Origin of the sequence: Sinorhizobium arboris LMG 14919 (genome assembly GCF_000427465.1) — a bacterium.
In the GTDB taxonomy this organism is placed as follows: domain Bacteria; phylum Pseudomonadota; class Alphaproteobacteria; order Rhizobiales; family Rhizobiaceae; genus Sinorhizobium; species Sinorhizobium arboris.
In genome coordinates, this window is record NZ_ATYB01000009.1 from 209,487 (window position 1) to 229,936 (window position 20,450).

The following is a 20,450-nucleotide window of genomic DNA, read 5'->3' on the forward strand; positions in this document are numbered from 1 at the left end:
TAAATCGGAATCGGTTCAAGGACCAAATCATGCAGCAACTCAAATTGCTACAGCGACCTTTGCGCGTCCGGTCGGACGCGGCGCTGTAGAGAGGAGCTTTGAAATGATGAAGATCAGCAATGCGATACTGACGGCAGCCTTGCTCACCACGATGACGGCACCGGGTCCTGTTTCGGCGGCCGGGGCCGCAGACCGGGACGGCATCGTCACGGTCAAGAGCCGCTATTCGGTCAGCGAGACCGTGAACCGCATAAAGCGCAGCGTCGAGGATAAGGGCATCACCCTCTTCGGCGTCATCGACCAGGCCAAGCTCGGCAATGCCGCTGGCAACGAGGTGCGTCCGTCGCGCCTGGTGATGTTCGGCAACCCGGCACTCGGCACGACTTTCATCACCGCCAATCCTCTCGCCGGACTCGACTGGCCCGTCCGGGTCCTCGTCTATCAGGCGAAGGACGGATCCGTTTATGCGGCGTACACGGACTTTGACTGGATCGCCAAACGCCATCGAATTTCGAATCGGAAGGGCGAATTCGCCATGGCGTCGCAGGTGATCGAAGCTGTCACATCAATCGTTAGAGAGTAGATGCGCGAGGCCAAAGCGCTCATCCCCGGCTCCTTCCAGGAGCCGGCGAGCGCCTCTGCATTTCTCGACCGGCTTGAAGGCTCTCGACGAGAGAGCCTCGGCCATACGTGCTCGCCTTGAAGGGAATGGAACCAGCGACCCCGTCTTTACAACCGCCCCGCCAGTGCCCCGCGCCCGCAAGGCATGGGGCACACCGTTTCAGGCTGAAGAATTGGCGGAATGATCGTTCGACTCAGCCTGGCAGCGCGACCGCGTCGGCACCCGCGGGCAGGCGCAAGGGGCAGTCGGGTTCCGTGACGGCGCGCCAGATCGCAGCATCGACATCTCGGGGCTCGACGACCTCTTTATTCCCGCCTCGGCATGGGCAGAGAAGACGCGCCCGGCCAGTGGGCGATAGGCTTCGGGAATCCCCCCGCCCCCTGCCATCTTGGCCCGCGCACTTTTCGCGAAGCGGGTCCCCCGGGCCTGGCCGGGCAGCACCAGCCGGGTGCGGATACCGAACGGCTCGAGCTCGTGCGCGAGGCATTCGGTGAACGCACGCCCGCATCTCGGCACCACCGGAGATCAGGCGCGGTAGAGGCTTTGGAGATAGGCGCAGAACATGTCGGCCAGGGCGTCGGCGTAAGCCTCGATCTCCGCTGGCGTTCGTGGCGTCTCCGAAAAGCGCTTGCCGACCGAACTCAACGTCGTGGTGATCAGGTCGCCAACCAGATCGCGGATTGGCTCGGAGGCTTCGGGCAGCACCTCCCGTATGAAGGCTTCGAAAATGCGGTCTCCTGCCGCACGGGCCCCCTGCGCCTCGGGTGCATTGCGATAGAGAGGAGCTGCATCGTCGAGTGCCACGCGCACGGCAGCTTCATCACATTCGGCACCGCGGCGCAACCCTCCGGCCCCAGCTCGACGAGCTGGAGACGTTCGTTGCGCTGCTCGCTTCGCTCGACCCGCGTCAAAAGGCGACGGCCGAACTCGCCGATGAACAGGAGAAGATGCTGCTGGGCCCCGAAGCGCGGAACAAGGACTGGAATTTTCCTGCCAGGGCTCAGGGCATTCCGGCTTCATCACTGAACGGGGAACAGCGCGCTCTGCTGATGAAGGCGATCAGCCTGTACGTGAACGACGTTGCGGACGCGACCGCTGCCACGATCCTCGCCCGGTACGCGCGGGAGCTGGATTCCACCTATCTCAGCTTTTCCGGTTCGGGTTCGCTCACCAGGACCGGTGATTACGTCCGCATCGACGGACCGTCGGTGTGGCTGGAGCTGGTCATGGACCCTCCGTACTCGACCAACCGGCCGCACACGCATGCCGCCTGGCGCGACAAGCGCACGGACTATGGTGACACCAGGGGCTAGCTGCTGTGTCTCGTCTTTCCTCTCTGCCTGCAAATAGCAGAGCAAACCGATTGCTTCGGCAGCATGTTGTCGAACGCAATACCGTCACGCAATAACATCGAAGAATAAGGACATGCATGTATTCGTAACAGGTGCCACGGCTGGGTCGGCTCCGCAGTGGTTGATAAGCTCATCAATGCCGGCCACCAGGTCACGGGCCTTGCTCGCGACAAGGACAAGGCCGCTGTACCTGCAGCGAACCTTCGACGGTTACCCAACCGGATTTCGATCGTGGGGCAGAGGTCAGGCTTCATTTTTGCTAGGCTTACCGTCGGTGGTGGCCAGTCTATCCAGGTTGCCAATGAGCCGTCTGAGAAGATCGACTAACATCTTCTTGTCAGCTTCGGAGAAGCCGGCCAGGGCATCGCGATTTCCCTGCATGACGGCCTCTGTCGCCCGCGGAAGACGGCCGCGCGCTGCCTGGGTCAGAGCTATTCGACTGCTGCGTCGATCCAGCTTATCACGTGTTCTTGTAATCAGCCCATCGCGCTCCATTCGCGCGAGCATCTGCGCCATTGGTGGCTGCTCAATCCTGGCGAAACGGGTGAGATCCTTCTGAGTTGTGGCGATGCGGTTCTCGAGCGCGACGAGAACCGGAAGGTGTCCAACTCCAAAGCCAAGTGGCCCCAGACGGTCTTCGCTGAGACGGGCAAAGGCCCGCGCCGCCAGACTCACGAGGTGCCCTGGAGTGTTGAGTACATCTTCGTTCACGTCGCACCTCGAATCGCAGTTGACGGCAACTATATACGTACATATGTATCTTGATGTCGAGCGGGTGCATCCCTGCTCAAGAACTTATCAAGCGAGGTCAGCAGCATGTTTGACAACGACGTTCGGACAATGGGGCATCTGTACGAGCGCTTTAACGCAAGGGACATCGATGGCGTGCTGGAGGCACTCAGTGGCGACGTTCAATGGGCAAACGCCATGGAGGGCGGCCACGAACGCGGACACGAGGCTGTCCGAGCGTATTGGACGCGTCAGTGGGCACTGGTTAGTCCTACTGTGACGCCAAAGACGTTCTCTCGCTCACCTTCCGGGGCGGTGCTGGTTGAAGTGGAGCAGCGTGTTTTCGATCTCGAGGGTCGGCCGCTTTCAGGAGAGCAGGGACATGATCTCAAGGACAAGACGGTCACTCACATCTTCCACATGGAGGGGGGCAAGGTTGCTCGCTTTGACGTGGATGATCCCGCAAAGTGAAACAGCGTCCCGGCCCCGTTCCCATCCGATCGGAAGGGCTAAGGCGAAGGCGATTGCGACTTGATCACGTCGTGGAGCAGCCGCTCTAGATAAAGACCCAATTCCATTTTTTCGCTGCACATGGTCTTGTCGATACAGCTGAGCGTTGCTCGGGTGGCGCCGAAGCTGCGTGGAATGCATTGCCTTCCGTGAAGAAGCTGAGTTTCAAAGAACCTCTTTGCCCCAACTTGAGCGTACGGGATACGTTCCAACAGACCTGCGGCAGTGGGACGCCGCCGTTCCTACCGCACTCCAGTGCCGCATACGCGTTCCTACTTGCGATCCTGCGCGCTTCGGGCAAGCACGCTCGGAAAGATGAATGCCTTCGATCTCGTCGTCACGGTTGCGCTGGGATTTGCCCTCGCGACCACTCATGAAGGAATCGCGCTCCTCGAAGCGAATTGCGGCAGGAAACACCGCGCGGCCCAGCGGAGTGAGCAGATGGTCAGCTGCACCTCGCCGGCTCAGAACAATTACCGGAACCATTGCAGTCGGTCGCGGTTGGCCTGACAGAAAGATTAGTCGCCTCGACGGAAGTGCGGCGGTTCCGATGGGGCCGATAGAAGGGCCCGTCCGATGACAGAATACAGACACTCTTTCGCGATTCCGCTGCTCGCATTCGCGGCCTTGATCGCCACGCCTGCCCTGTCGCAGGCACCTTCACCGAGTGCCGAGGCCGACCCCTGCCGCGCCGTCCCGGGCGCCGATCAGAAGCCGCTTACCCAACAGCTCGATGACTGCAATGGCGTGCTCAAGCCGCCAAAGGTCGGCGACACGGAAATTGTCGCGCCAACGCCAGACGTGGGCAAGTCACGGGTGATACGTCCGGGAGACTTACCTGCACAACAAAGCGGTGCCGGCGTGCAGTGAGAGAGTAGGAGAGAGCTGCAGTCGAGAGGGTCGCGCTTTTCCGGTGGGATATGAGCCGCTCGACACGTCCGGTTGCGGCGTCGACCAGCTCTTCGACGACGCCGTGCGGGGCGGCGCGATGGTGAAGAAATCGGCGACGTGGAGAATATCGTCTTCAATGGGAAGGGCGAGGTTCTTTCGCTGATTGTGGAGGTGGGCGGCCTGTAGCGTGTAGGGATACGCATTTCGGCATCCCCAATCCCTTACGTGGCAACTAGCCACTGCTGATTTGAAGTCAATTAAGGTAGCCGGCTAAATACATTGTGGTTTCCTATGCCGCTTTTTTGACGGTGGATCGGATCACCTCCCACGCCCGAAACCTCCCCTCCCCGTCATCTCGCGTTAGACTAGCCCAGTTTGCCAACGATTCGAAGCGCCAGCTGCGGCGTGACATCGAGCGACCTGGCAACCATGGCACCGAAAACGAGTGGCCCTACGATGACGAGGTTCGCCTGCCGCCCGTGGTCAGCCCTTGAGCGATGGCGAGCGACACGATGAATGGTTCGGTTTGGCCTGAAGCAGTCAGCCAATCCACCGCCCGATGTGTGTGGGGGGGTTATTGGCTGCCGAGTTGAGGGGCACCGTACCCAAAGAAGAGATTCGCTTTGCAGCGGGAGCTATCCTCGCGCCCCACAGCCGCATCGGGAGGGGACGCCATGTTCATCAAAACGATCGAACCTGACGAGGCAACGGGTGAAATCGCATTGCTTTACGAGGCCGAGAAAAAATCAATGGGCCGTGTGATGCAGGCGCCGCAAGCCTGGTCCGCCTGCTGATCGTCGGGCCCGGAGTTCCGGTAACCCCTCAAACCGCCAGCTCGCCAACGCGGAGCAGATTACGCGCGATGGATCACAGGTAACCAAAGCCAATATACAGCGGCTGCGGGACGTCGGCTTCACCGATGTCAACATAGCCGACATCGCATTGGCCGCCTCGTTCCGCAATTTTGCCCGCAGGCCTGCTATGCCGGCGGCCCCGGCCGCTTCCGCTACCTGCTCTACAAGGACGTCAATCGTCACCCAGACCTGTGAGCAAGGCGGAATGGCGACGTCGCAACCGAGACGTCGCCATCGCATCGGGTGCTAGACGCCCAGCCAGAGCGCTGCCAGGATGAAAGCGGCCAGGAAGACGGTTTCAGCAATCAGCACGGCGAAGGCCTTGCCGCCGACGCCGAGGATGCGGGGCAGGGATGTCTTGATGCCGACGGCGGCGATGGCGATCAGCAGCGCCCAGCGGGAGAGGTTCCCGGCAAGCTCCGTCACGGGTCCGGGGATATTGAGCCAGGAATTGATGCCGGCCAGCACCAGGAAGACGAGGACGAAGCCGGGGATGAGGGGCGCGCGCGCGGCATTCTCGGGCATGCGGCTGCGGAAGACGAGCGCGGCCGTCAGCACGACAGGGGCGAGCATGGTGACGCGGATCAGCTTGACGAAGACCGCCGTCTCGCCTGCGGGAACGGAGACCGAGAAGCCCGCGCCCGCGACCTGTGCCACGTCGTGGATCGTCGCACCGAGGAAAAGGCCGGTCAGGACATCGGACAGTCCGAGCGAGGCGGCAAGAACCGGGTAGAAGATCATCGCGAGCGTCGACAGGAGCGTGACGCCGATCACGACGAAGACCATTTCGCGCTCCGCCTCATTGGATTTCGGACGGGCGATGACCGCGGCGATCGCCATGGCTGCCGATGCGCCGCAGATCGCTACGGCGCCACCGGTCAGGGTGCCGAAGCGGGCATCCTTGCCGGTCAGCCGGGCAGCCAGCAGACCGAAGCCGATCGTTGCGACGACGGCGGCTGCCAGGACGAGGAGCACGGACAGGCCGAGATCCGAGAACATGGCAATGCTGACGCGAAGGCCGAGAAGGGCGATGCCGGCGCGCAGCAGCGTGCGCGAGGCGAAGTCGAGGCCGGCCGCACTGCGTTCGTCCTCCGACAGGAAATGCAGCGCCAGGCCGATGAGAATTGCGAGAAGCATGGCCGGAGCGCCGTAGTGCTCGGACAGGAAGGATGCCGCCAGCGATACCATCACAGCAACGGAGAGGCCGGGAAAAATGGTACGCAGGTATAGGGGAAAGCTGGTCTTTGCCATCTGGTCACGGGCGGCAGGCTCGGTCATGCGGTTCTGGGTGTCCTGATCGTGGCGGGAGGACGGCGGGAAATTCCGCGCCGCCCCTGATTGTCAGTTGATGTCGGCGGCGCGCTCAGCGTCGACCGTCTTCTGGGCTTCGCTGACGGCCGCCCCGAAGAGGTCAAAGACCTCCTGTCCGCGCGTCACATTGGCCTTGAACCACTCGAACACCGGTTCCACGGCCGCCTTGAACTCCGCCTTTTCGGCATCCGTAGGAACGTAAACCTCGCCGCCGGCCTTGGCGAAATCGGCATAGGCGCCGATTTCCTTGCGCTTGGGGCTGGCGAACGTCGCCTGCTGCAGGGCTGCGAAACCGTCGATCACGATCTTGCGCTGGTCTTCGCTCAGTTCGAGGAAGCGGTTGTTGGACATCCACCAGAAGGCGCCCATGTAGCTGTGGCCGTCCAGTGTCAGGTATTTGAGGCCTGCATCCGGAAACTTCATGCTCATGATATCGGTGATGCCGTTGGCGGTTCCTTCCACCACGCCGGTCTGCAGCGAGGTGAAGAGTTCCGGCCACGGAATGGGCGTCGGCGCGGCACCCACGGCTGTGGTGATCTTCTGCGGCAGGTCGGCCGGAACGGTGCGCATCTTCAGCCCGTTGAGGTCGGCCGGCGTCTTGACGGTGCGCCGCGTGTTGGCGTAGTTGCGCCAGCCGCCGGTATTGCCGATCGTCATGAGACGGATCGTGTTGTTGCTGTCTTCAAGCGCCATGTCCCGCAGCTTCCGGGTGAAGTCGCCCTCCAGAACGGTCTCGGCCACGCGGTCGTCGCTCATCAGGTAGGGCAGATCGAGAACCTGAATATAGGGGAACAGACCGGCAGCGCCCCCGGAGGTCGAGATATAGATGTCGATGGAGCCGTCTCCGACGCCCTGAAGGCATTCCTCGCCGGTCGCGCAGAGTTGCGTCCCGATGAAGAGCTCGACCGCGATTGCGCCATTGGACGCGTTCTCGATGTAGTTCTTGAAGACCACGAGGCCATCGTAGTCCTCGTCGTTCTCGTTGGAGTTGGCGGTCGCCCGCAGGGTGATGTCGGCGGCATGCGGCAGCGTCGTTGCAGCCATCACCAGCGAACTGGCGACCAGAAGTGTTTTCATCAGATGTTTGAGCATTTTGGTTCCTCCCTTTTTTCTCAATCTCTTGTTTCGGTTCAGTCGATAAACCCCGCCAGACGGGGAACCGTCAGGCAGATCGCGGGAAAGTATGTAATCAGGAGAATCGCCACCACCTCGACCAGCAGGAACGGAAGCGTCGCGCGGGCAACCGTCTCGACCCTCAGGCCGGAAACGGAGGACGTGACGAAAAGCACGAGTCCCATGGGCGGTGTCAGAAGGCCGACGGTCAGGTTGACCGCCATGATGATGGCGAAGTGAACCGGATCGACGCCGAGCGAGGTGAAGATCGGTCCGAGGATGGGTCCGAGAATGATGATCGCCGGGCCGGCGTCCAGAAACATGCCGACGATGAACAGCAGCAGGTTGATCAGCAGCAGCAGGATCAGCGGATTGTCCGACAGTGTCAGAATGAAGGCTGCCAAAATTTCCGGCGTGTGCGCGAGGCTGGCGACGGTCTTGAAGGCCATCGCCGCGCCGACGAGCAGCAGGACGACGGCTGACGTCATGCCGGCGCGGATCAGGATGTCGGGCATGTCGCCGGCGCGAAGACTGCGCAGCACGAATATTGCGATCAGCGCCGCATAGCCCGCGGCGATCGCGGAGGCTTCGGTGGGGGTGAAAATGCCGCCGAGAATGCCGCCCATGATGATGACCGGGGTCATCAGCGGCCAGAAGGCCTTGAGGCTGGCATCGCCGCACTCCTTCCAGCTTGAGCGCTGGGTGGCCGGCGGCAGGTTCTCCCGGTTTGCCAGCAGGCGCACGACCACCATCAGACTGACGCCGATGAGGATGCCCGGCACGATGCCGGCCAGGAAGAGGGCGGCGACGCTCTCGCCCATGACATAGGCGTAGATGATCATGATGCCGGACGGCGGAATGATCGGCCCGATGATCGAGGACGCGGCCGTGACGGCGGCGGCAAAGCGGCGCGAATATCCCTGCCTTTCCATGGCCGGGATCAGCATGGAGCCTAGCGCCGAGACATCGGCGACCGCAGAGCCCGAGAGGCCTGCAAACAGCATCGACGACAGGATGTTGACATGGGCAAGGCCGCCGCGCAGATGCCCGATGACGGCCTGCGAGAACTCGACCAGCCGGAGGGTGATGCCGGCCCGGTTCATCAGTTCGCCGGCCAGCATGAAGAACGGAATGGCCATCAGCGGGAAGCTGTCCATGCCGTTATAGACATTGCGGTAGAGCAGCACGATGTCGCGCTCCTGGCCGTTCAGCCAGAGCAGGATGGCGGGCGCGGCGATGAGGCCGAACATGACCGGCAGGCCGAGCATCAGGAAAACGAGGAAAAGCGGCAGGAACAGTCCCAGCATCATTCAGCCCCCAAGGTGGTGCTCATCGGAATCGGCAGCAGTCGCGATGCGGCGCCGAAGAGGCTTGCGACGCACCGCAGGATCAGTTCGACATTCACGGCAAACATCACGGTCACACCGGTCGCAAGCGATGCCATCATCCAGCTTCGCGGCACCTTCATCCATTGCGCAAGGTCGAGCGACACGGGGATGCTGAGGGACGGCATGGTAAAGCGTCCGCCAAGTCCTGTTACCTCGTTCCAGCCGATGCGCAGGCCCCACCACAGGACCACTGCGGATATGAGGAGAAGAACAAGGTTGAGGATGGCTGCGGGCAATCTCGGAAGAACGGAGACGACCAGCTCAATGCTGACGAAGCCGCCGCGGCGGAAGGCCGTCGGCGCCATCAGGCCCGTCATCCAGAGCATGAGGAAGCGGGAAAACTCCTCCGTCCACGGCAGGGCGTTGCCCAGGCCGTAGCGGAAGAGAACCTGAACGAGGATGACGATGACCATGACGCCAAGGCAGGCGCCGCCGAGCCACCGGCCGATCGTCAAAAGGGTGGCATTCACTCTGCCAAGATGTCCGGCAGCCGCCAGAAGTAGGTCCATTTATTCCTCCCGGGCGCTGTCCGGCTTCTCCTCCGAAGCCGGATGCGCCAGCTTCATGCCATCTGAGCGAAGCGTCCGAAGCTCCCCTTCGAAAAGCAGAGCGGTTCACCCTCCCGGTGTGCCGCCCGCAGGACACGTCCGAGAAGGATCGTGTGGTCGCCGGCATCATAGCGGTCGGCGCGCGCGCATTCGAAGCGGGCAAGCGTGCCCCTGATCACCGGCACGCCTTCGGAATTTTCCTGCCAGTCGATGCCGTCGAAGCCGCGTCCGCCGCGTGTGAACCGGGCGCTGAGTTCGTTCTGGTCGGCGCTGAGAACGTGGATGACGAAATGGTCTGCGGCCGTGAACAGTTCATGGCGGCTGGAACTCTTGGCCGGCGACCACAGGACCAGGGGCGGATCAAGGGAGACGGACGCGAAACTGTTGACGGTCATGCCCGAGGGACCCTCCGGCCCGGACACGGTGACGACCGTGACACCCGTCGTGAAACTGCCGAGTGCGTTGCGCAGCGACCGGGCGTTGGTCGGCTCGGGTATGAAGAGATGTTCACCGTTCGAAGTGGCAATATTGGCAGCCATCATCACGCGACCTCCTGTCCTGTCGCCAGAGTGTAGAGTTCAAACCAGGTTTGCCGGTCCATCTCAATCCTGGCCGCTTCCGAGATCCGCGAAATGCGCTCGAGAGTGTTGGTGCCGAGAACCGGGAGGATCCGCGCCGGATGACGCAGCAGCCAGGCAATTGCTGCCGCACCCGCATCCGTTCCGAATGTGGCGCCGAGCTTTTCCAGCGCGGCGGTCAATTCGCCGTTCGATGCCGAAAAGAGCGCTCCGCCGCCGAGCGGCGACCAGGCCATCGGCGGGATCCTGCGTTCCTGCAGAAAGGCCAGATCCCCGTTGGTGAAGGCCTCGGTGGCAACCAGGCTCATTTCGATCTGGTTGGTCGCAAGCCGCGTCTGCATGGCCGATTGCAGCAGCGAGAAATCGAAGGGCCTGAAATTCGAGACGCCGACGGCCCTGACCTTGCCGGAGGCGACCAGCGCGTCAAGCGCCGATCCGGTTTCCTCGGGATCGATCAGCGGGTCGGGGCGATGGATCAGAAGCAGGTCGACACGATCGGTCGCAATGTCGCGCAGCGAAGCCTCGACGGAGGCCGTGATGTGGGTACGGGTCGTGTCGTAGTGCTTGACGCGCGCGCTCGCATGGCGGCCGGCAGGCGCGACGATCCCGCATTTGGTGACGATCTCGATCCGCTCGCGCAGATGTGGCGCTGCGCGAAGGGCGCCGCCGAGAATGGCCTCGGCGGTATAGCCACCGTAGATGTCCGCCTGGTCGATCGTGGTAATGCCCTGTTCGAGGCAGCGCTCGATCTTCGCCTGAACATGCACCGGCGACGTGTCGGCATCGTCGCCGATCCGCCACATGCCGTAGACGAGGCGGCTCAGGCTCAGGTCGGGGGAAAGGGAAATGCGGTCCATTAGCGGCGAACTCCTATGCCAAGCGGGGTTGCCGGCGTTTCATCGGGAACGCGGCCGTATTCGTGCGGGAGAGAGCAGGTCTTGAGCTGAGGCAGAACCTTCGTGCCGAAATGCTCCGCCTCGTCGAGATGCGGGTATCCGGACAGGATGAACGCGCGGATGCCTATTTTCCGGTAGGCTTCCAGCTCGCTGAGGATGCGATCGGTGGAGCCGACGAGGGCCGCGCCGCAGCCGGAACGGGCCCGGCCGACGCCGGTCCACAGGTTCGGCTCGATATAGCCGAACTGGTCGGCAAGTTCGCGGGCGCGGGCCTGATGCGAGACGCCGAGGGAAATGCTGTCATGGGCCCGGTCGCGGATAAGCTTGCCATATTCGTCGTCGAGCCGGGAGACGAGATGCTCAGCATATTCGCGGGCTTCCTGCTCCGTGTCGCGCACCACCATGTGGACGCGCAGACCGTAGTCGAGCGTGCGGCCATGGGCCTCGGCGCGAGCGTGGGCGGCCTTCATGCGGCCGGCAAGCGCCTCGCGGGTTTCCGGCCACATCAGGTAGACGTCGCATTGCGCGCCGCACAGTTCGAGCGCATCGGGAGAATAGCCGCCGAAATAGAGAAGCGGGCCGCCATTCTGCTGGTAGGGCCTTGCCGGGTCCGTGGAAACGCCCTTGAAATTGTAGATCTCGCCGTCATGGTCGATCGTGTCGCGGGTCCAGGCCTGGCGCAGGATCTCCACCACTTCATGGCTGCGGCGGTAGCGATAGGCGCTGTCGGCGGTCTCGCCGGGGAAGTCCGAACTGATGACGTTGAGAGTGAGGCGGCCCTTGAGCATGTGGTCGAGCGTGGCGACCGTGCGCGCCAGCATGATCGGCTGCATCTCGCCGCAGCGAATGGCGGCCAGGAAGTTGATGTCGCTGGTAAGCGGCGCGCAGCCGGCAACGAAGCTCAGCGTATCCTGTCCGACCTGATAGGAGGACGGGCAGAGAATGTTGCGGAAGCCATGCTTCTCCGCCGCTTTCACGATGTCGGAGCAATGCTCGAAGCTCGAGCGCAGCGCGCCGTCGGGAACGCCGAGATAGGCGTAGTCATCCGAGCAGAGCGCCGCGAACCACGAAACTTCCGCGGCGTCCAGATCCGCCGATGTCACAGGGACGATGCTCATAAATCTCCTCCGGGTGCTGCAATTTCCTCTTGCCTATCATCCGCATTGATGTAGATCAATAGTGTATCAATTTTTCCTGCGCAGCGTCGCGACGGTTTCGAAGCCATGAATCAAACGAACGGAAGTCTGCCGATCTATCTCCAGATCACGGAGCTGCTGGTGCGCGATATCGCGGCCGGCCGGCTGATCGACGGGGAAAAGCTCGCGCCGGAGCGGGACATGGCGGAAAAACTGGGCATCGCCGTCGGGACATTGCGCAAGTCGCTTGCCGAATTGCAGGCGCGCGGACTTCTGGAGCGGGTTCAGGGCTCGGGCAATTACGTCCGTGCAATCAGCGATCCGCAGAGCGTCTATTCGATGTTTCGGCTGGAGCTTCTGGGCGGCGGTGGCCTGCCGACGGCAGAAGTCCTCGATGTCACCCGGCTGGAAAAGCCGGCAGAGTTACCAGAATTCGGCACGTCCGCCGAAGGGCACCGGATCCGCCGAATCCGGCGGCTGAGCGGCAAGGTCGCCGCGCTGGAGGAAATCTGGCTCGACGGTTCCTTTGCCGATGTGGTGACGCGCGAGGATCTTTCGGAATCGCTCTACCTCTACTACCGGACGCGGCTTGGCCTGTGGATCGCGCGGGCGGAGGACCATGTCTATCTGGACAGCGTGCCCGACTGGGCGCCCGAGGTCTTCGCCCTGCGGCCGGGAGCCCCCATCACTCATGTCCTGCGCATCAGCTATTCCCAGAGCGGAACGCGGGCCGAAGTGTCCCGCACATGGTTCGATCACGATGTCGCGCGCTATGTGACGCGGCTCAAGTAGAGAGCAGAGAGGAAGACAGCCTTGACACCCAGTTACGGTATTATCGGTTGCGGCATGATGGGGCAGGAGCATCTGCGCAACATCGCATTGCTGCCGGAGGCATCGGTCGCCGCGATTTTCGAGCCGGACCCCGCCATGCGGGCGCTGGCCGCCGAAAATGCGCCGGGAGCCGTGCTGGCGGACAGCATCGAGGCGCTTCTTTCGGTGCCGGAGGTGAACTGCCTGCTGATTGCCAGCCCCAACCATCTCCATGTGCCGCAGATGGAGGCGATTGCGCGGATCCGGCCGCTGCCGGTCCTGGTGGAAAAGCCGCTCTTCACGGCACCTGCCGATGCGGCGAAGCTGGAAGCGCTGCGCCGTGTCTATCCGGCGCCCGTCTGGGTGGCGATGGAATACCGCTACATGCCGCCCGTGGCACGCCTCATCGAGGAGGCGGATGCCGTGACCGGCGGCATCCGGATGCTGACCATCCGCGAGCATCGCTTCCCCTTCCTCAGCAAAGTCGGCGACTGGAACCGGTTCAACCGCAATACGGGCGGCACGCTGGTCGAGAAATGCTGCCACTTCTTCGACCTGATGCGCCACATCCTGCAATCGGATCCCGTCCGGGTCATGGCGTCCGGTGGCCAGGCGGTCAATCACCTCGACGAACGCGTCGGCGACGAGCGGCCGGACATCTGGGACAATGCCTATGTCATCGTCGACTTCCAGTCCGGCGCGCGCGCCATGCTCGAACTCTGCATGTTTGCGGAAGGCGCGCGCTATCAGGAGGAAATTTCCGCGGTCGGGCCGAAGGGCAAGATCGAGTGCCTGGTTCCGGGGCCGGGCCGCTTCTGGCCGGAGCACCTCGGAGAGCCGCCGGTCGCACAGGTGATCGTCTCGCCGCGCGCACCGAAGGGGCCGAAATTGGTGAAAATCCCCGTCGATCCGCGGCTGCTCGATGCGGGCGATCACAACGGATCGACCTTCTACCAGCACCTCCGCTTCCAGCGCGTGGTCATGGGATTGCAGGATGTCGAGGTCACGCTCGACGACGGCTTGTGGGCCGCGGCAATCGGCATGGCAGCCCAGCAATCCGCCATGACCGGGCGCGCGGTGGAGTTCGATCGCCAGAGCTACAAGGTGGCCGTCTGATCTTGGAACTGTACGCATGACCGCGCAGACCGGCCAGACGATCGCGGCGGCTGCGACGGCAAAGTGCCACATAGGTGTCAAGCCAGGACGATAGGAGCTAGTGCCAGGTCTCGATGACCGGTCCGATCGGGCCCATCATCGGGATCTGGCCACAATTTTTCCGGAAGGATGCTCCTGTCGCTTGGCATTTCAGGGTGTCGACGTGATCCACGGTGTTCCTGCAATGAGCGAACCGGTACGAGATTGCCGCCTTGAGCAGCGCCTACGTTCTATTCCGCCGCGAGACCTTCCTTGCCGACCATTGTCGCCATGCACCGTGACGGTCTTGCGCTTTCGACGGACACGACCCCGGGTCAACGTCTGCCGACACCGTCGCCGATCCCCAGTCCAAGCAGGGCACGCGTTGTCTTTTGCTGATGCAGAAACTGCAGCCGCGCGACGATCATTTCATTCAGCGGCGCGAGGCCGGCCGCCCTATCAGCCAGTTCGACGCAGAGATTGCCGCGATCGCCCGCTCCCGCGGCGCGGCGTTGGCAAGGCGCAATGTCGCGGACTTCGAAGGCACCGGCATTGCCATCACCAATCCCTGGGACCACCAGCTCCCGTGATTTCGCATCCCCTCAAGCGATGTGAGCGTTGCAGATCGCCAGCGTGCTCGGGATTCTGGCGGGTATCTGTCCGGCGTTGACGAGGCCGGCCTCGCGTCAATCTGGAATGCTGCTCATCACGGCCATTTGTTGCGTTCTTGAAGTCCGCTATTTTGCGCAAAACATCCCAACGCTCAGGAGGACTCATGACGAAGCATCGCATCTATTCGGTCAGCGTCGCGAGCGTCTATCCGCATTATGTCGCCAAGGCGGAGAAGAAGGGGCGCAAGTATGGCGTCGGAGCGATGGTGGTTTCCCAGCGACCGTCCGAAGTCGACGAAACAATCCTCTCTCAGTGCGGCACGCTGGTGGCGCTGAGGCTGACCAATCCGACGGATCGCGGACGTGTCAAAGGCGCGCTGCCGGACAATCTTTCCGGGCTGATGGACTTGCTACCTGTTCTACGCACGGGCGAAGCCATAATTGCTGGAGAAGCCGCACGGCTTCCTGTCAGGACCCGCATATTCCTGCCCCCAGAGGAACACCTGCCCAAGAGTGCGGATCCCGATGTCGCTTCCGCATGGAAAACAAGGCGCGTGGCCGAAGGGTACGACAGGGTCGTCGCGTCCTGGCGTGCCCAGAGCACGATCGCAGTCGCGCGTAACCTTGAAATCGAGAGACATTTGGTTCCGGACTTGGCTGAGGAACAATCGAACAATGATGCGTGATCCCGTAGCTTCCAGCACCGTCGTATCTATCGGGTATGGCCAAGCCACAGAAACACTAGAAGTCGAGTTCCTGAATGGTGGCATTTATCAGTACTACAATGTGGGTCAGGTCGTTTACGACGAGTTCCTGACCGCCCCGTCCAAAGGGCAGTACCTCTATCTCAACATCCGGAATTTCTATCCGTACTCACGGGTGGGCTGATGCATGCCGACAGCGGTGTCCCGTCCGGGATCGCCCTTGACGGCAAGGGCGCTATCGGCAACTTTAACTTGAGGAATCTGTTGGGGGGCCTATGTCTACAATTGAAGAGAGTCTGCGGGCGATATCAGAGCGCGTCAAATCACATTCCAGCACCATGGCAACCGAAGAGGCAGTGAAAACGGCCGTCGTCCTGCCGTTTCTCCGCTCCCTTGGTTACGAAGTATTCGATCCCACCGAGGTGATACCGGAGTTTACGGCCGACGCTGTGGGCAAAAAGGGCGAGAAGGTCGACTACGCGATCAAGATCGACGGCGAGATCCGAATCCTTATCGAGTGCAAACCGATCTCGGTAACACTGGAAAAGAAGCATCTGGACCAGCTCTATCGCTACTTCAGCGTGACGAACGCCAAGTTCGCCATACTGACGAATGGCCGAACTTTCAATTTTTACACGGACCTCGAAGCTCCGAACAAGCTTGATACACGCCCCTTCTTTGTTTTTGACGTCACTGATTTCAACGCTGGAATCGTGACCGAGCTGCGTAAATTCGAAAAGGCCTCTTTCGACGTATCTGCCATTCTCGCGACGGCCGAGCGACTGAAGTACACGTCCGGTGTCAAGCAAGTGATTTCCAAGCTTATCGAAGAGCCTTCCGAAGACTTCGTACGGCTCGTCGCCGGAAACGTCTACGAGGGCAGGATCACGGCCCCGGTAAAAGAGATGCTGACCGGAGTGGTTAGGACCGCCTTCCGTGACGTGATCATGGACTCGGTTAAGAACCGACTTTCCAGCGCACTTGCCGACACCGAAGAAGTCATTGAAAGGATCGACGAACCCGTCGAGGGAGAGCCCGAGGTCGTCACGACCGAAGAGGAGCGTGAAGGGTACATGATCGTCAAAGCGATCGTCCGAGACACGATCTCACCGAAACGCGTCGCTATGCGCGATCAAAAGTCCTATTGCGGCATCCTGGTCGACAACAACAATCGCAAGCCACTGGCAAGGCTACACTTCAATCGTTCGGTCAAGTACATCGGGCTTTTCGATGGTGAGGCGGAGGAGAGACTCATCATCGACTCTCTTGATCAGATCTACGACCACAGTGACCGACTCAGGGCTACGGCGACGAAGTACGCAGGCGAATAGCGTAGGGCCAGCCGGTACCTCCCAAAATCGATACCTGTGAGAACGCTCCGCCAGGCTCTCTGGCGGAGTCTATTGATCGAAATTGCCCACCTCTTGGGTCCTTGTGGCACTTTCCTCCCGAACTCGCTGGCCCCAGGCCCAGCGAACTAGCGGCCGCCATACGCCATGGCAGATTTCGCACCACTCCGTCATTTCAGCGTTTAACACCCGATCGAAAGAAGCGAATTGCTCCCCGTTCCTTGTACAGTCCGATGGTCAGCGTGGCCGATGCCGCGATTTCCCGCACGTGATCACCACATTCCAGCCTACCCAAAAGGCGGCGTGCCTCTTTTGGGTTGGGCGCATCGATTTCAGTATCTTCCAGGCGCAACCGGACACGCCGGGAGGTCACCCAAACGTTCAAGTAGTCTGGACCTTTCCAGATAATAACTGCGATGAGACCGGGCCAGGACGCAGAAAGCAGGTCAAGAATCTCGGTCATAGAGCGAACCAGCGCCGTGAATGGTTGTCCCCATAAACTAGCCGCAGGCAGAGACTGTTAAATGCGAAACCCAGAATCTTGAGGTTTTCTGGCGTTTCGGTTCGCAGATCATGATTCGTGAGCTGTTAAATGCGCCGGCCGCACTTTTTGAGGCGTCGCCGGCGACCGTCCGGAACATCGATCACAGCGACGCGTCGCCCTTCGGCGATGCTGGCTGTTGCCATAGCCAGTCCTCCTCGAGCCTTGGTGCGGGACAATTCCCCTGGCAGCGGATCTCATTGTTGAGACCGTTCATGTCGAAGAATGTCTGCTCGTCTCCGACATGAATGACAAAGCGGCCGCGCTGATAGGGGTCGTTTGCGGGAGGGGGCGAAATCCTACGCTAAGGCTTTGGCCAACGATATTCTCGGGTGAGATTGATGTGTTCCCAGCCGAGGGGTGAGACATGGGCCAGCAAATCGGGCGGCAGCAGTCTTCCTGCGCGTTTCTGGCTGGCGACTACCTCTCCCAGCTTCATGGTGTTCCAGAAGATGATGATCGCGGCGAGCAGGTTCATGCCGGCGATGCGGTAATGCTGGCCTTCGGCTGAACGGTCGCGGATTTCACCCCGGCGATGGAAGCTGATTGCCCGCTTCAGCGCATGATGCGCCTCGCCTTTGTTGAGCCCGATCTGGGCACGGCGTTGCAGCTCGGCATCCAGAATCCAGTCGATCGTGAACAGGGTTCGCTCGACGCGGCCGACCTCGCGCAGAGCAGTATCAAGTTCGTTCTGCCTCGGATAGGAGGCGAGCTTGCGTAAAATCTGGCTGGGCGCGACGCTACCGGCCGCAATGGTGGCAGCGATGCGCAGAATGTCAGGCCAATTGCGCTCGATCATGGCCTGGTTGATCTTTCCGCCGATCATAGTTCGCAAATGGGCTGGCGCTGACGAAGGATTGAATGCGTATAGCTTTTTGGATGGCAGATCGCGGATGCGTGGAGCGAACCGATAACCGAGGATAGCACAGGCGGCAAACACGTGATCGGTGAACCCGCCTGTATCAAAGCGCCAATTCCAACTCGGGGCACCTTATCCGGCGCCACCGACCGGAGTGATCACCTTGCCCGTCCCGCCGCAGTCTGGGCATGGTTCGGCGTCGAGCCTGCCTGTTCCCGCGCAGCGGCGGCAGATATTTTCGCCCGAGCCGGGCGTGCCGGCGGGAACCTCGTCCGGATTGGATGAACTGGGCCGGGTATTGGATCCGGTCGTTTGCTTGGGCTTCTGAGTCATTACGCTGTCCCTGTTTCCTCCGGTGGCGCCTTGCAAGCCCGCTCTTCGTTACCTTGGTGTCAGATAGCAAAAGCGACCAGATCATCGGAGCGATCCAGCGAAGGAGCCGCGTCACGCGGTGTTGCTGACCTGAGGCAGCACCCGCCGTATTGCCGCCACTGTTCTCTTGCGCATCGGAGGACTGACGACGCCCCGGATTGCGAATTGGCACCTAGTAATCCCTCAGGCGCCAAATTGTTCCTGGGCAACTGCTTTGCTGCCGCATGCCGGCCGGCACCCACGCTCGGAGCTCTGGAAGGGAAATGGTCGGGGCATCGGTTCTCGAGCTGGCGCCGGCCGCTACTAAGGCCGGAAAAGTCGCTTCAGCACGAGATGAACCGGCAGATAGGCAACCGCGGGAAGCAACACCATGTAGAGCCCTAGATAGGTGCGCGGAGACAGCACCTTTTGCGCCTCCGGCCCCGGGCCGATCCCGTGCACCCAATTGATGTTCTTCTCGGGAGGAGTGAGCCAGTAGCTCGCGAGAAGCACTCCCCAGGCGAAGACGGTCTGCGCCTTGAATGCCCGGCGATCGTAGCCTTGCCGCATCAGCATGAATAGCATGAGCACCGGCAGGAAGAGATGAAAGCCGGATAGCAACCGCATGTGCGCCGGCTCCTTCGGATCGAACATATAGGCGGCGAGCCCGATGAACCTGCCGCCGGTGAGGAAGTCGACACACCAGGCCAGTTCGAGCGGCAGAACGCCGACCGCCATCATCGAATAGAAAAGCCGAATGCCTGTCCAAAGTGCAATGAGCACCGCAAAGAGGGCGAGATCGGAGAACCAAAGGAAATTGCCGGCGCCGTATCGCAGCCAATAGAAAGGCGCGAGGACAGCGACGAACAGCGTATATGGCAGGGTGATCCAGAGCGGATAGGCTGGGATCGGGTCTTTGCTGCGCTGTTTGGCTATCATCGCTCGCCTCGGTCGCGGAACCGGCATCAGCGGCGCCGGCAAAGCCTAACTCCGCAGCCGCAGGGCTGTTCCCGCGTCGGACGGCCCGCGTCGTCGGAGTCAAACGGTTTCGAGCGCTCGATACGTTCGCCTCCCGGCGCTCAGGTCTCGCGTTTTGATTCCGGACTGGTCGTGCTGCTTCCGGTCGTCGTTCCCGCGCCGGTTGTTCCTTCTGTTCCTGTTGTTCAGGTTGGGGATCTTCCGCCCGCAGTCCAGCCTTGCTGGCTCACGCGCAGATTATTCTGCACGTTCTTAACGCCTGAGACTTCTTCCACGCAGTCTTCGGCGCAGCGCTTTTGCTCCCGGCTTTCGACGGTGCCGCTCAGCGTGACCTCGCAATTGCTGACGTGCACCTCGATTTCCGAGGCATCGACCGAACGGTCATCGCTAAGCCGCTCGCAGACGTCTTCGCGGATGCGTTCATCGGATCGCTGGTAGCCTTTCGGCCCCCGACCACGATATTGTCCGAAGCGCTCGCTGCCGGGCTGTCCATAGCCACCGCCATACATCCCGCCGCGATATCCCTCGCCGCCGTATCCGCCGCCGTGCCCGGCGCCATATCCCTCGCGCCCATAGCCGGCGCCGTATCCGCGGCTGAAGTCACGGCCGTAACCGCTCTCCCCACGACCAAAGTCCTGATCTTCAAAGACCGCCTCCGTACTCTCGCTGCCGCCACCGTAGCGCTCGGCACCGAAGCCCCGTCGCGATCCGTACTCACGGCCATATCCGCCCATCCGCTCATTCATTCCACGACCGCCATATTCTCCCCAATGAGCCCTACCGTGGCGTTCGCGACCGTAGTCTTCGCCACCGGAAGAATAATCGCCCCAACGGCTCTGGCTGCTACGATAGCCGGCCCTGTCGTCTTCGAAGCCCCGGTCGGAGGAGCCGTAGCGTCCCCTGTTTTCATCACGGTCACGGCCGTACTCGCGACGATATCCATAGTGCTCGTCTCGGCGATTTCTATCGTTGGCCATCTCGATTCCTCCCTAGCAATCGGGAGCTCAGCTGCGATGCCAAGCTCCGCGCTGCGTAGAACCAGCGGACCGCACGGCTGTTCCCTTGTGCTTGTTTCTTTACAAGCGGAACAAACAACTTCGGAAGCGATTTTGATTTGAGCAGCCGACGAGAGTTGGCCCGCTTGCACACCCGAGTGTTCCGATAAAGCATCGCAAACCGAGAAGA

The 20,450-nt window shown here is 61.6% G+C and carries 21 protein-coding genes and 5 pseudogenes; 13 read left to right on the forward strand and 13 right to left on the reverse strand.

What is annotated here, in order from left to right; genetic code table 11:
* Window positions 1-103: 103 nt before the first annotated feature.
* A complete protein-coding gene (locus SINAR_RS0108785) occupies window positions 104-583 on the forward strand; it encodes a DUF302 domain-containing protein (RefSeq protein ID WP_027998757.1) in 480 nt (159 codons plus the stop codon).
* A gap of 564 nt (window positions 584-1,147) precedes the next feature.
* Here SINAR_RS0108785 and SINAR_RS01000000133210 read toward each other — a convergent pair.
* Window positions 1,148-1,453: pseudogene (locus SINAR_RS01000000133210) on the reverse strand (TetR/AcrR family transcriptional regulator); the annotation flags it as partial.
* Between SINAR_RS01000000133210 and SINAR_RS01000000133215 the strand changes: the two are divergent.
* Window positions 1,420-1,935, forward strand: a complete 516-nt coding sequence (locus tag SINAR_RS01000000133215; RefSeq protein ID WP_234710584.1) for a DUF3500 domain-containing protein — start codon at window positions 1,420-1,422, stop codon at window positions 1,933-1,935. The pseudogene SINAR_RS01000000133210 and the gene SINAR_RS01000000133215 sit on opposite strands and share 34 nt — an antisense overlap.
* Window positions 1,936-2,047: 112 nt before the next feature.
* Window positions 2,048-2,160: pseudogene (locus SINAR_RS1000000137735) on the forward strand (NAD-dependent epimerase/dehydratase family protein); the annotation flags it as partial.
* 57 nt (window positions 2,161-2,217) lie between these two features.
* On the opposite strand, the gene SINAR_RS0108800 reads toward SINAR_RS1000000137735, so the two are convergent.
* On the reverse strand, window positions 2,218-2,685 hold the full coding sequence (locus SINAR_RS0108800; RefSeq protein WP_027998758.1) for a MarR family winged helix-turn-helix transcriptional regulator: 468 nt from the start codon (window positions 2,683-2,685) through the stop codon (window positions 2,218-2,220).
* Between the two features lie 105 nt (window positions 2,686-2,790).
* Here SINAR_RS0108800 and SINAR_RS0108805 point away from each other — a divergent pair, with 105 nt between their 5' ends.
* The 4 genes and pseudogenes from SINAR_RS0108805 to SINAR_RS1000000137740 all read left to right on the forward strand — a co-directional run.
* A complete protein-coding gene (locus SINAR_RS0108805; RefSeq protein WP_027998759.1) occupies window positions 2,791-3,174 on the forward strand; it encodes a nuclear transport factor 2 family protein in 384 nt (127 codons plus the stop codon).
* A gap of 615 nt (window positions 3,175-3,789) precedes the next feature.
* Complete coding sequence (locus tag SINAR_RS0108815) at window positions 3,790-4,083, forward strand: hypothetical protein (RefSeq protein WP_050577452.1); 294 nt, start codon at window positions 3,790-3,792, stop codon at window positions 4,081-4,083.
* Window positions 4,084-4,155: 72 nt separating this feature from the next.
* Entirely contained in the window at window positions 4,156-4,290 is a 135-nt protein-coding gene (locus SINAR_RS1000000138440; protein ID WP_150852008.1) for a PRC-barrel domain-containing protein, read from the forward strand.
* 776 nt (window positions 4,291-5,066) lie between these two features.
* A pseudogene (locus tag SINAR_RS1000000137740) lies at window positions 5,067-5,153 on the forward strand ((S)-ureidoglycine aminohydrolase); the annotation flags it as partial.
* Between the two features lie 51 nt (window positions 5,154-5,204).
* Here SINAR_RS1000000137740 and SINAR_RS0108825 read toward each other — a convergent pair.
* From SINAR_RS0108825 to SINAR_RS0108855, 7 genes are all read right to left on the reverse strand, one after another.
* Window positions 5,205-6,236 (reverse strand): YeiH family protein, encoded by a 1,032-nt coding sequence (locus SINAR_RS0108825; protein ID WP_027998762.1) that lies wholly within the window; start codon window positions 6,234-6,236, stop codon window positions 5,205-5,207.
* 63 nt (window positions 6,237-6,299) lie between these two features.
* Entirely contained in the window at window positions 6,300-7,361 is a 1,062-nt protein-coding gene (locus SINAR_RS0108830; RefSeq protein ID WP_027998763.1) for a TRAP transporter substrate-binding protein, read from the reverse strand.
* 38 nt (window positions 7,362-7,399) lie between these two features.
* Window positions 7,400-8,689 (reverse strand): TRAP transporter large permease, encoded by a 1,290-nt coding sequence (locus SINAR_RS0108835; protein ID WP_027998764.1) that lies wholly within the window; start codon window positions 8,687-8,689, stop codon window positions 7,400-7,402.
* Window positions 8,689-9,279, reverse strand: a complete 591-nt coding sequence (locus SINAR_RS0108840) for a TRAP transporter small permease (RefSeq protein WP_027998765.1) — start codon at window positions 9,277-9,279, stop codon at window positions 8,689-8,691. The genes SINAR_RS0108835 and SINAR_RS0108840 overlap by 1 nt, the downstream gene beginning before the upstream one ends.
* A 53-nt stretch (window positions 9,280-9,332) precedes the next feature.
* The gene (gene smoA, locus SINAR_RS0108845; protein ID WP_027998766.1) at window positions 9,333-9,860 is read right to left on the reverse strand and encodes an NADH-dependent FMN reductase SmoA; all 528 of its coding nucleotides are present in this window, start codon (window positions 9,858-9,860) and stop codon (window positions 9,333-9,335) included.
* Window positions 9,860-10,753: an aldo/keto reductase gene (locus SINAR_RS0108850; RefSeq protein WP_027998767.1), complete on the reverse strand. Its 894-nt coding sequence runs from the start codon at window positions 10,751-10,753 to the stop codon at window positions 9,860-9,862. The genes smoA and SINAR_RS0108850 overlap by 1 nt, the downstream gene beginning before the upstream one ends.
* The gene (locus SINAR_RS0108855) at window positions 10,753-11,910 is read right to left on the reverse strand and encodes an LLM class flavin-dependent oxidoreductase (protein WP_027998768.1); all 1,158 of its coding nucleotides are present in this window, start codon (window positions 11,908-11,910) and stop codon (window positions 10,753-10,755) included. The genes SINAR_RS0108850 and SINAR_RS0108855 overlap by 1 nt, the downstream gene beginning before the upstream one ends.
* 105 nt (window positions 11,911-12,015) lie before the next feature.
* On the opposite strand from SINAR_RS0108855, the gene SINAR_RS0108860 reads away from it, so the two are divergent.
* The 6 genes and pseudogenes from SINAR_RS0108860 to SINAR_RS0108885 all read left to right on the forward strand — a co-directional run bounded on the left by SINAR_RS0108860 (window position 12,016) and on the right by SINAR_RS0108885 (window position 16,518).
* A complete protein-coding gene (locus tag SINAR_RS0108860) occupies window positions 12,016-12,720 on the forward strand; it encodes a GntR family transcriptional regulator (protein WP_027998769.1) in 705 nt (234 codons plus the stop codon).
* A 21-nt stretch (window positions 12,721-12,741) separates the two neighbouring features.
* Window positions 12,742-13,854, forward strand: a complete 1,113-nt coding sequence (locus SINAR_RS0108865) for a Gfo/Idh/MocA family protein (protein WP_027998770.1) — start codon at window positions 12,742-12,744, stop codon at window positions 13,852-13,854.
* 455 nt (window positions 13,855-14,309) lie between these two features.
* Window positions 14,310-14,462 (forward strand): annotated as a pseudogene (locus SINAR_RS01000000133220) (VapC toxin family PIN domain ribonuclease); the annotation flags it as partial.
* Window positions 14,463-14,647: 185 nt separating this feature from the next.
* A complete protein-coding gene (locus SINAR_RS0108875) occupies window positions 14,648-15,169 on the forward strand; it encodes an ATP-binding protein (protein WP_027998771.1) in 522 nt (173 codons plus the stop codon).
* On the forward strand, window positions 15,159-15,371 hold the full coding sequence (locus SINAR_RS0108880; protein ID WP_027998772.1) for a KTSC domain-containing protein: 213 nt from the start codon (window positions 15,159-15,161) through the stop codon (window positions 15,369-15,371). The genes SINAR_RS0108875 and SINAR_RS0108880 overlap by 11 nt, the downstream gene beginning before the upstream one ends.
* 91 nt (window positions 15,372-15,462) lie before the next feature.
* Window positions 15,463-16,518, forward strand: a complete 1,056-nt coding sequence (locus tag SINAR_RS0108885; RefSeq protein WP_027998773.1) for a type I restriction endonuclease — start codon at window positions 15,463-15,465, stop codon at window positions 16,516-16,518.
* A gap of 193 nt (window positions 16,519-16,711) precedes the next feature.
* Here the strand turns inward: SINAR_RS0108885 and SINAR_RS1000000136540 are convergent, their stop codons facing one another.
* The 4 genes and pseudogenes from SINAR_RS1000000136540 to SINAR_RS01000000133230 all read right to left on the reverse strand — a co-directional run bounded on the left by SINAR_RS1000000136540 (window position 16,712) and on the right by SINAR_RS01000000133230 (window position 20,242).
* Window positions 16,712-16,999, reverse strand: coding sequence for a hypothetical protein (locus SINAR_RS1000000136540; protein ID WP_150852009.1), 288 nt, complete (start codon window positions 16,997-16,999; stop codon window positions 16,712-16,714).
* A gap of 382 nt (window positions 17,000-17,381) precedes the next feature.
* Window positions 17,382-18,041 (reverse strand): annotated as a pseudogene (locus SINAR_RS01000000133225) (Tn3 family transposase); the annotation flags it as partial.
* Between the two features lie 570 nt (window positions 18,042-18,611).
* The gene (locus SINAR_RS0108905) at window positions 18,612-19,226 is read right to left on the reverse strand and encodes a hypothetical protein (RefSeq protein ID WP_050577453.1); all 615 of its coding nucleotides are present in this window, start codon (window positions 19,224-19,226) and stop codon (window positions 18,612-18,614) included.
* A gap of 224 nt (window positions 19,227-19,450) precedes the next feature.
* A complete protein-coding gene (locus SINAR_RS01000000133230; protein WP_084617233.1) occupies window positions 19,451-20,242 on the reverse strand; it encodes a BON domain-containing protein in 792 nt (263 codons plus the stop codon).
* Between the last annotated feature and the right edge of the window lie 208 nt (window positions 20,243-20,450).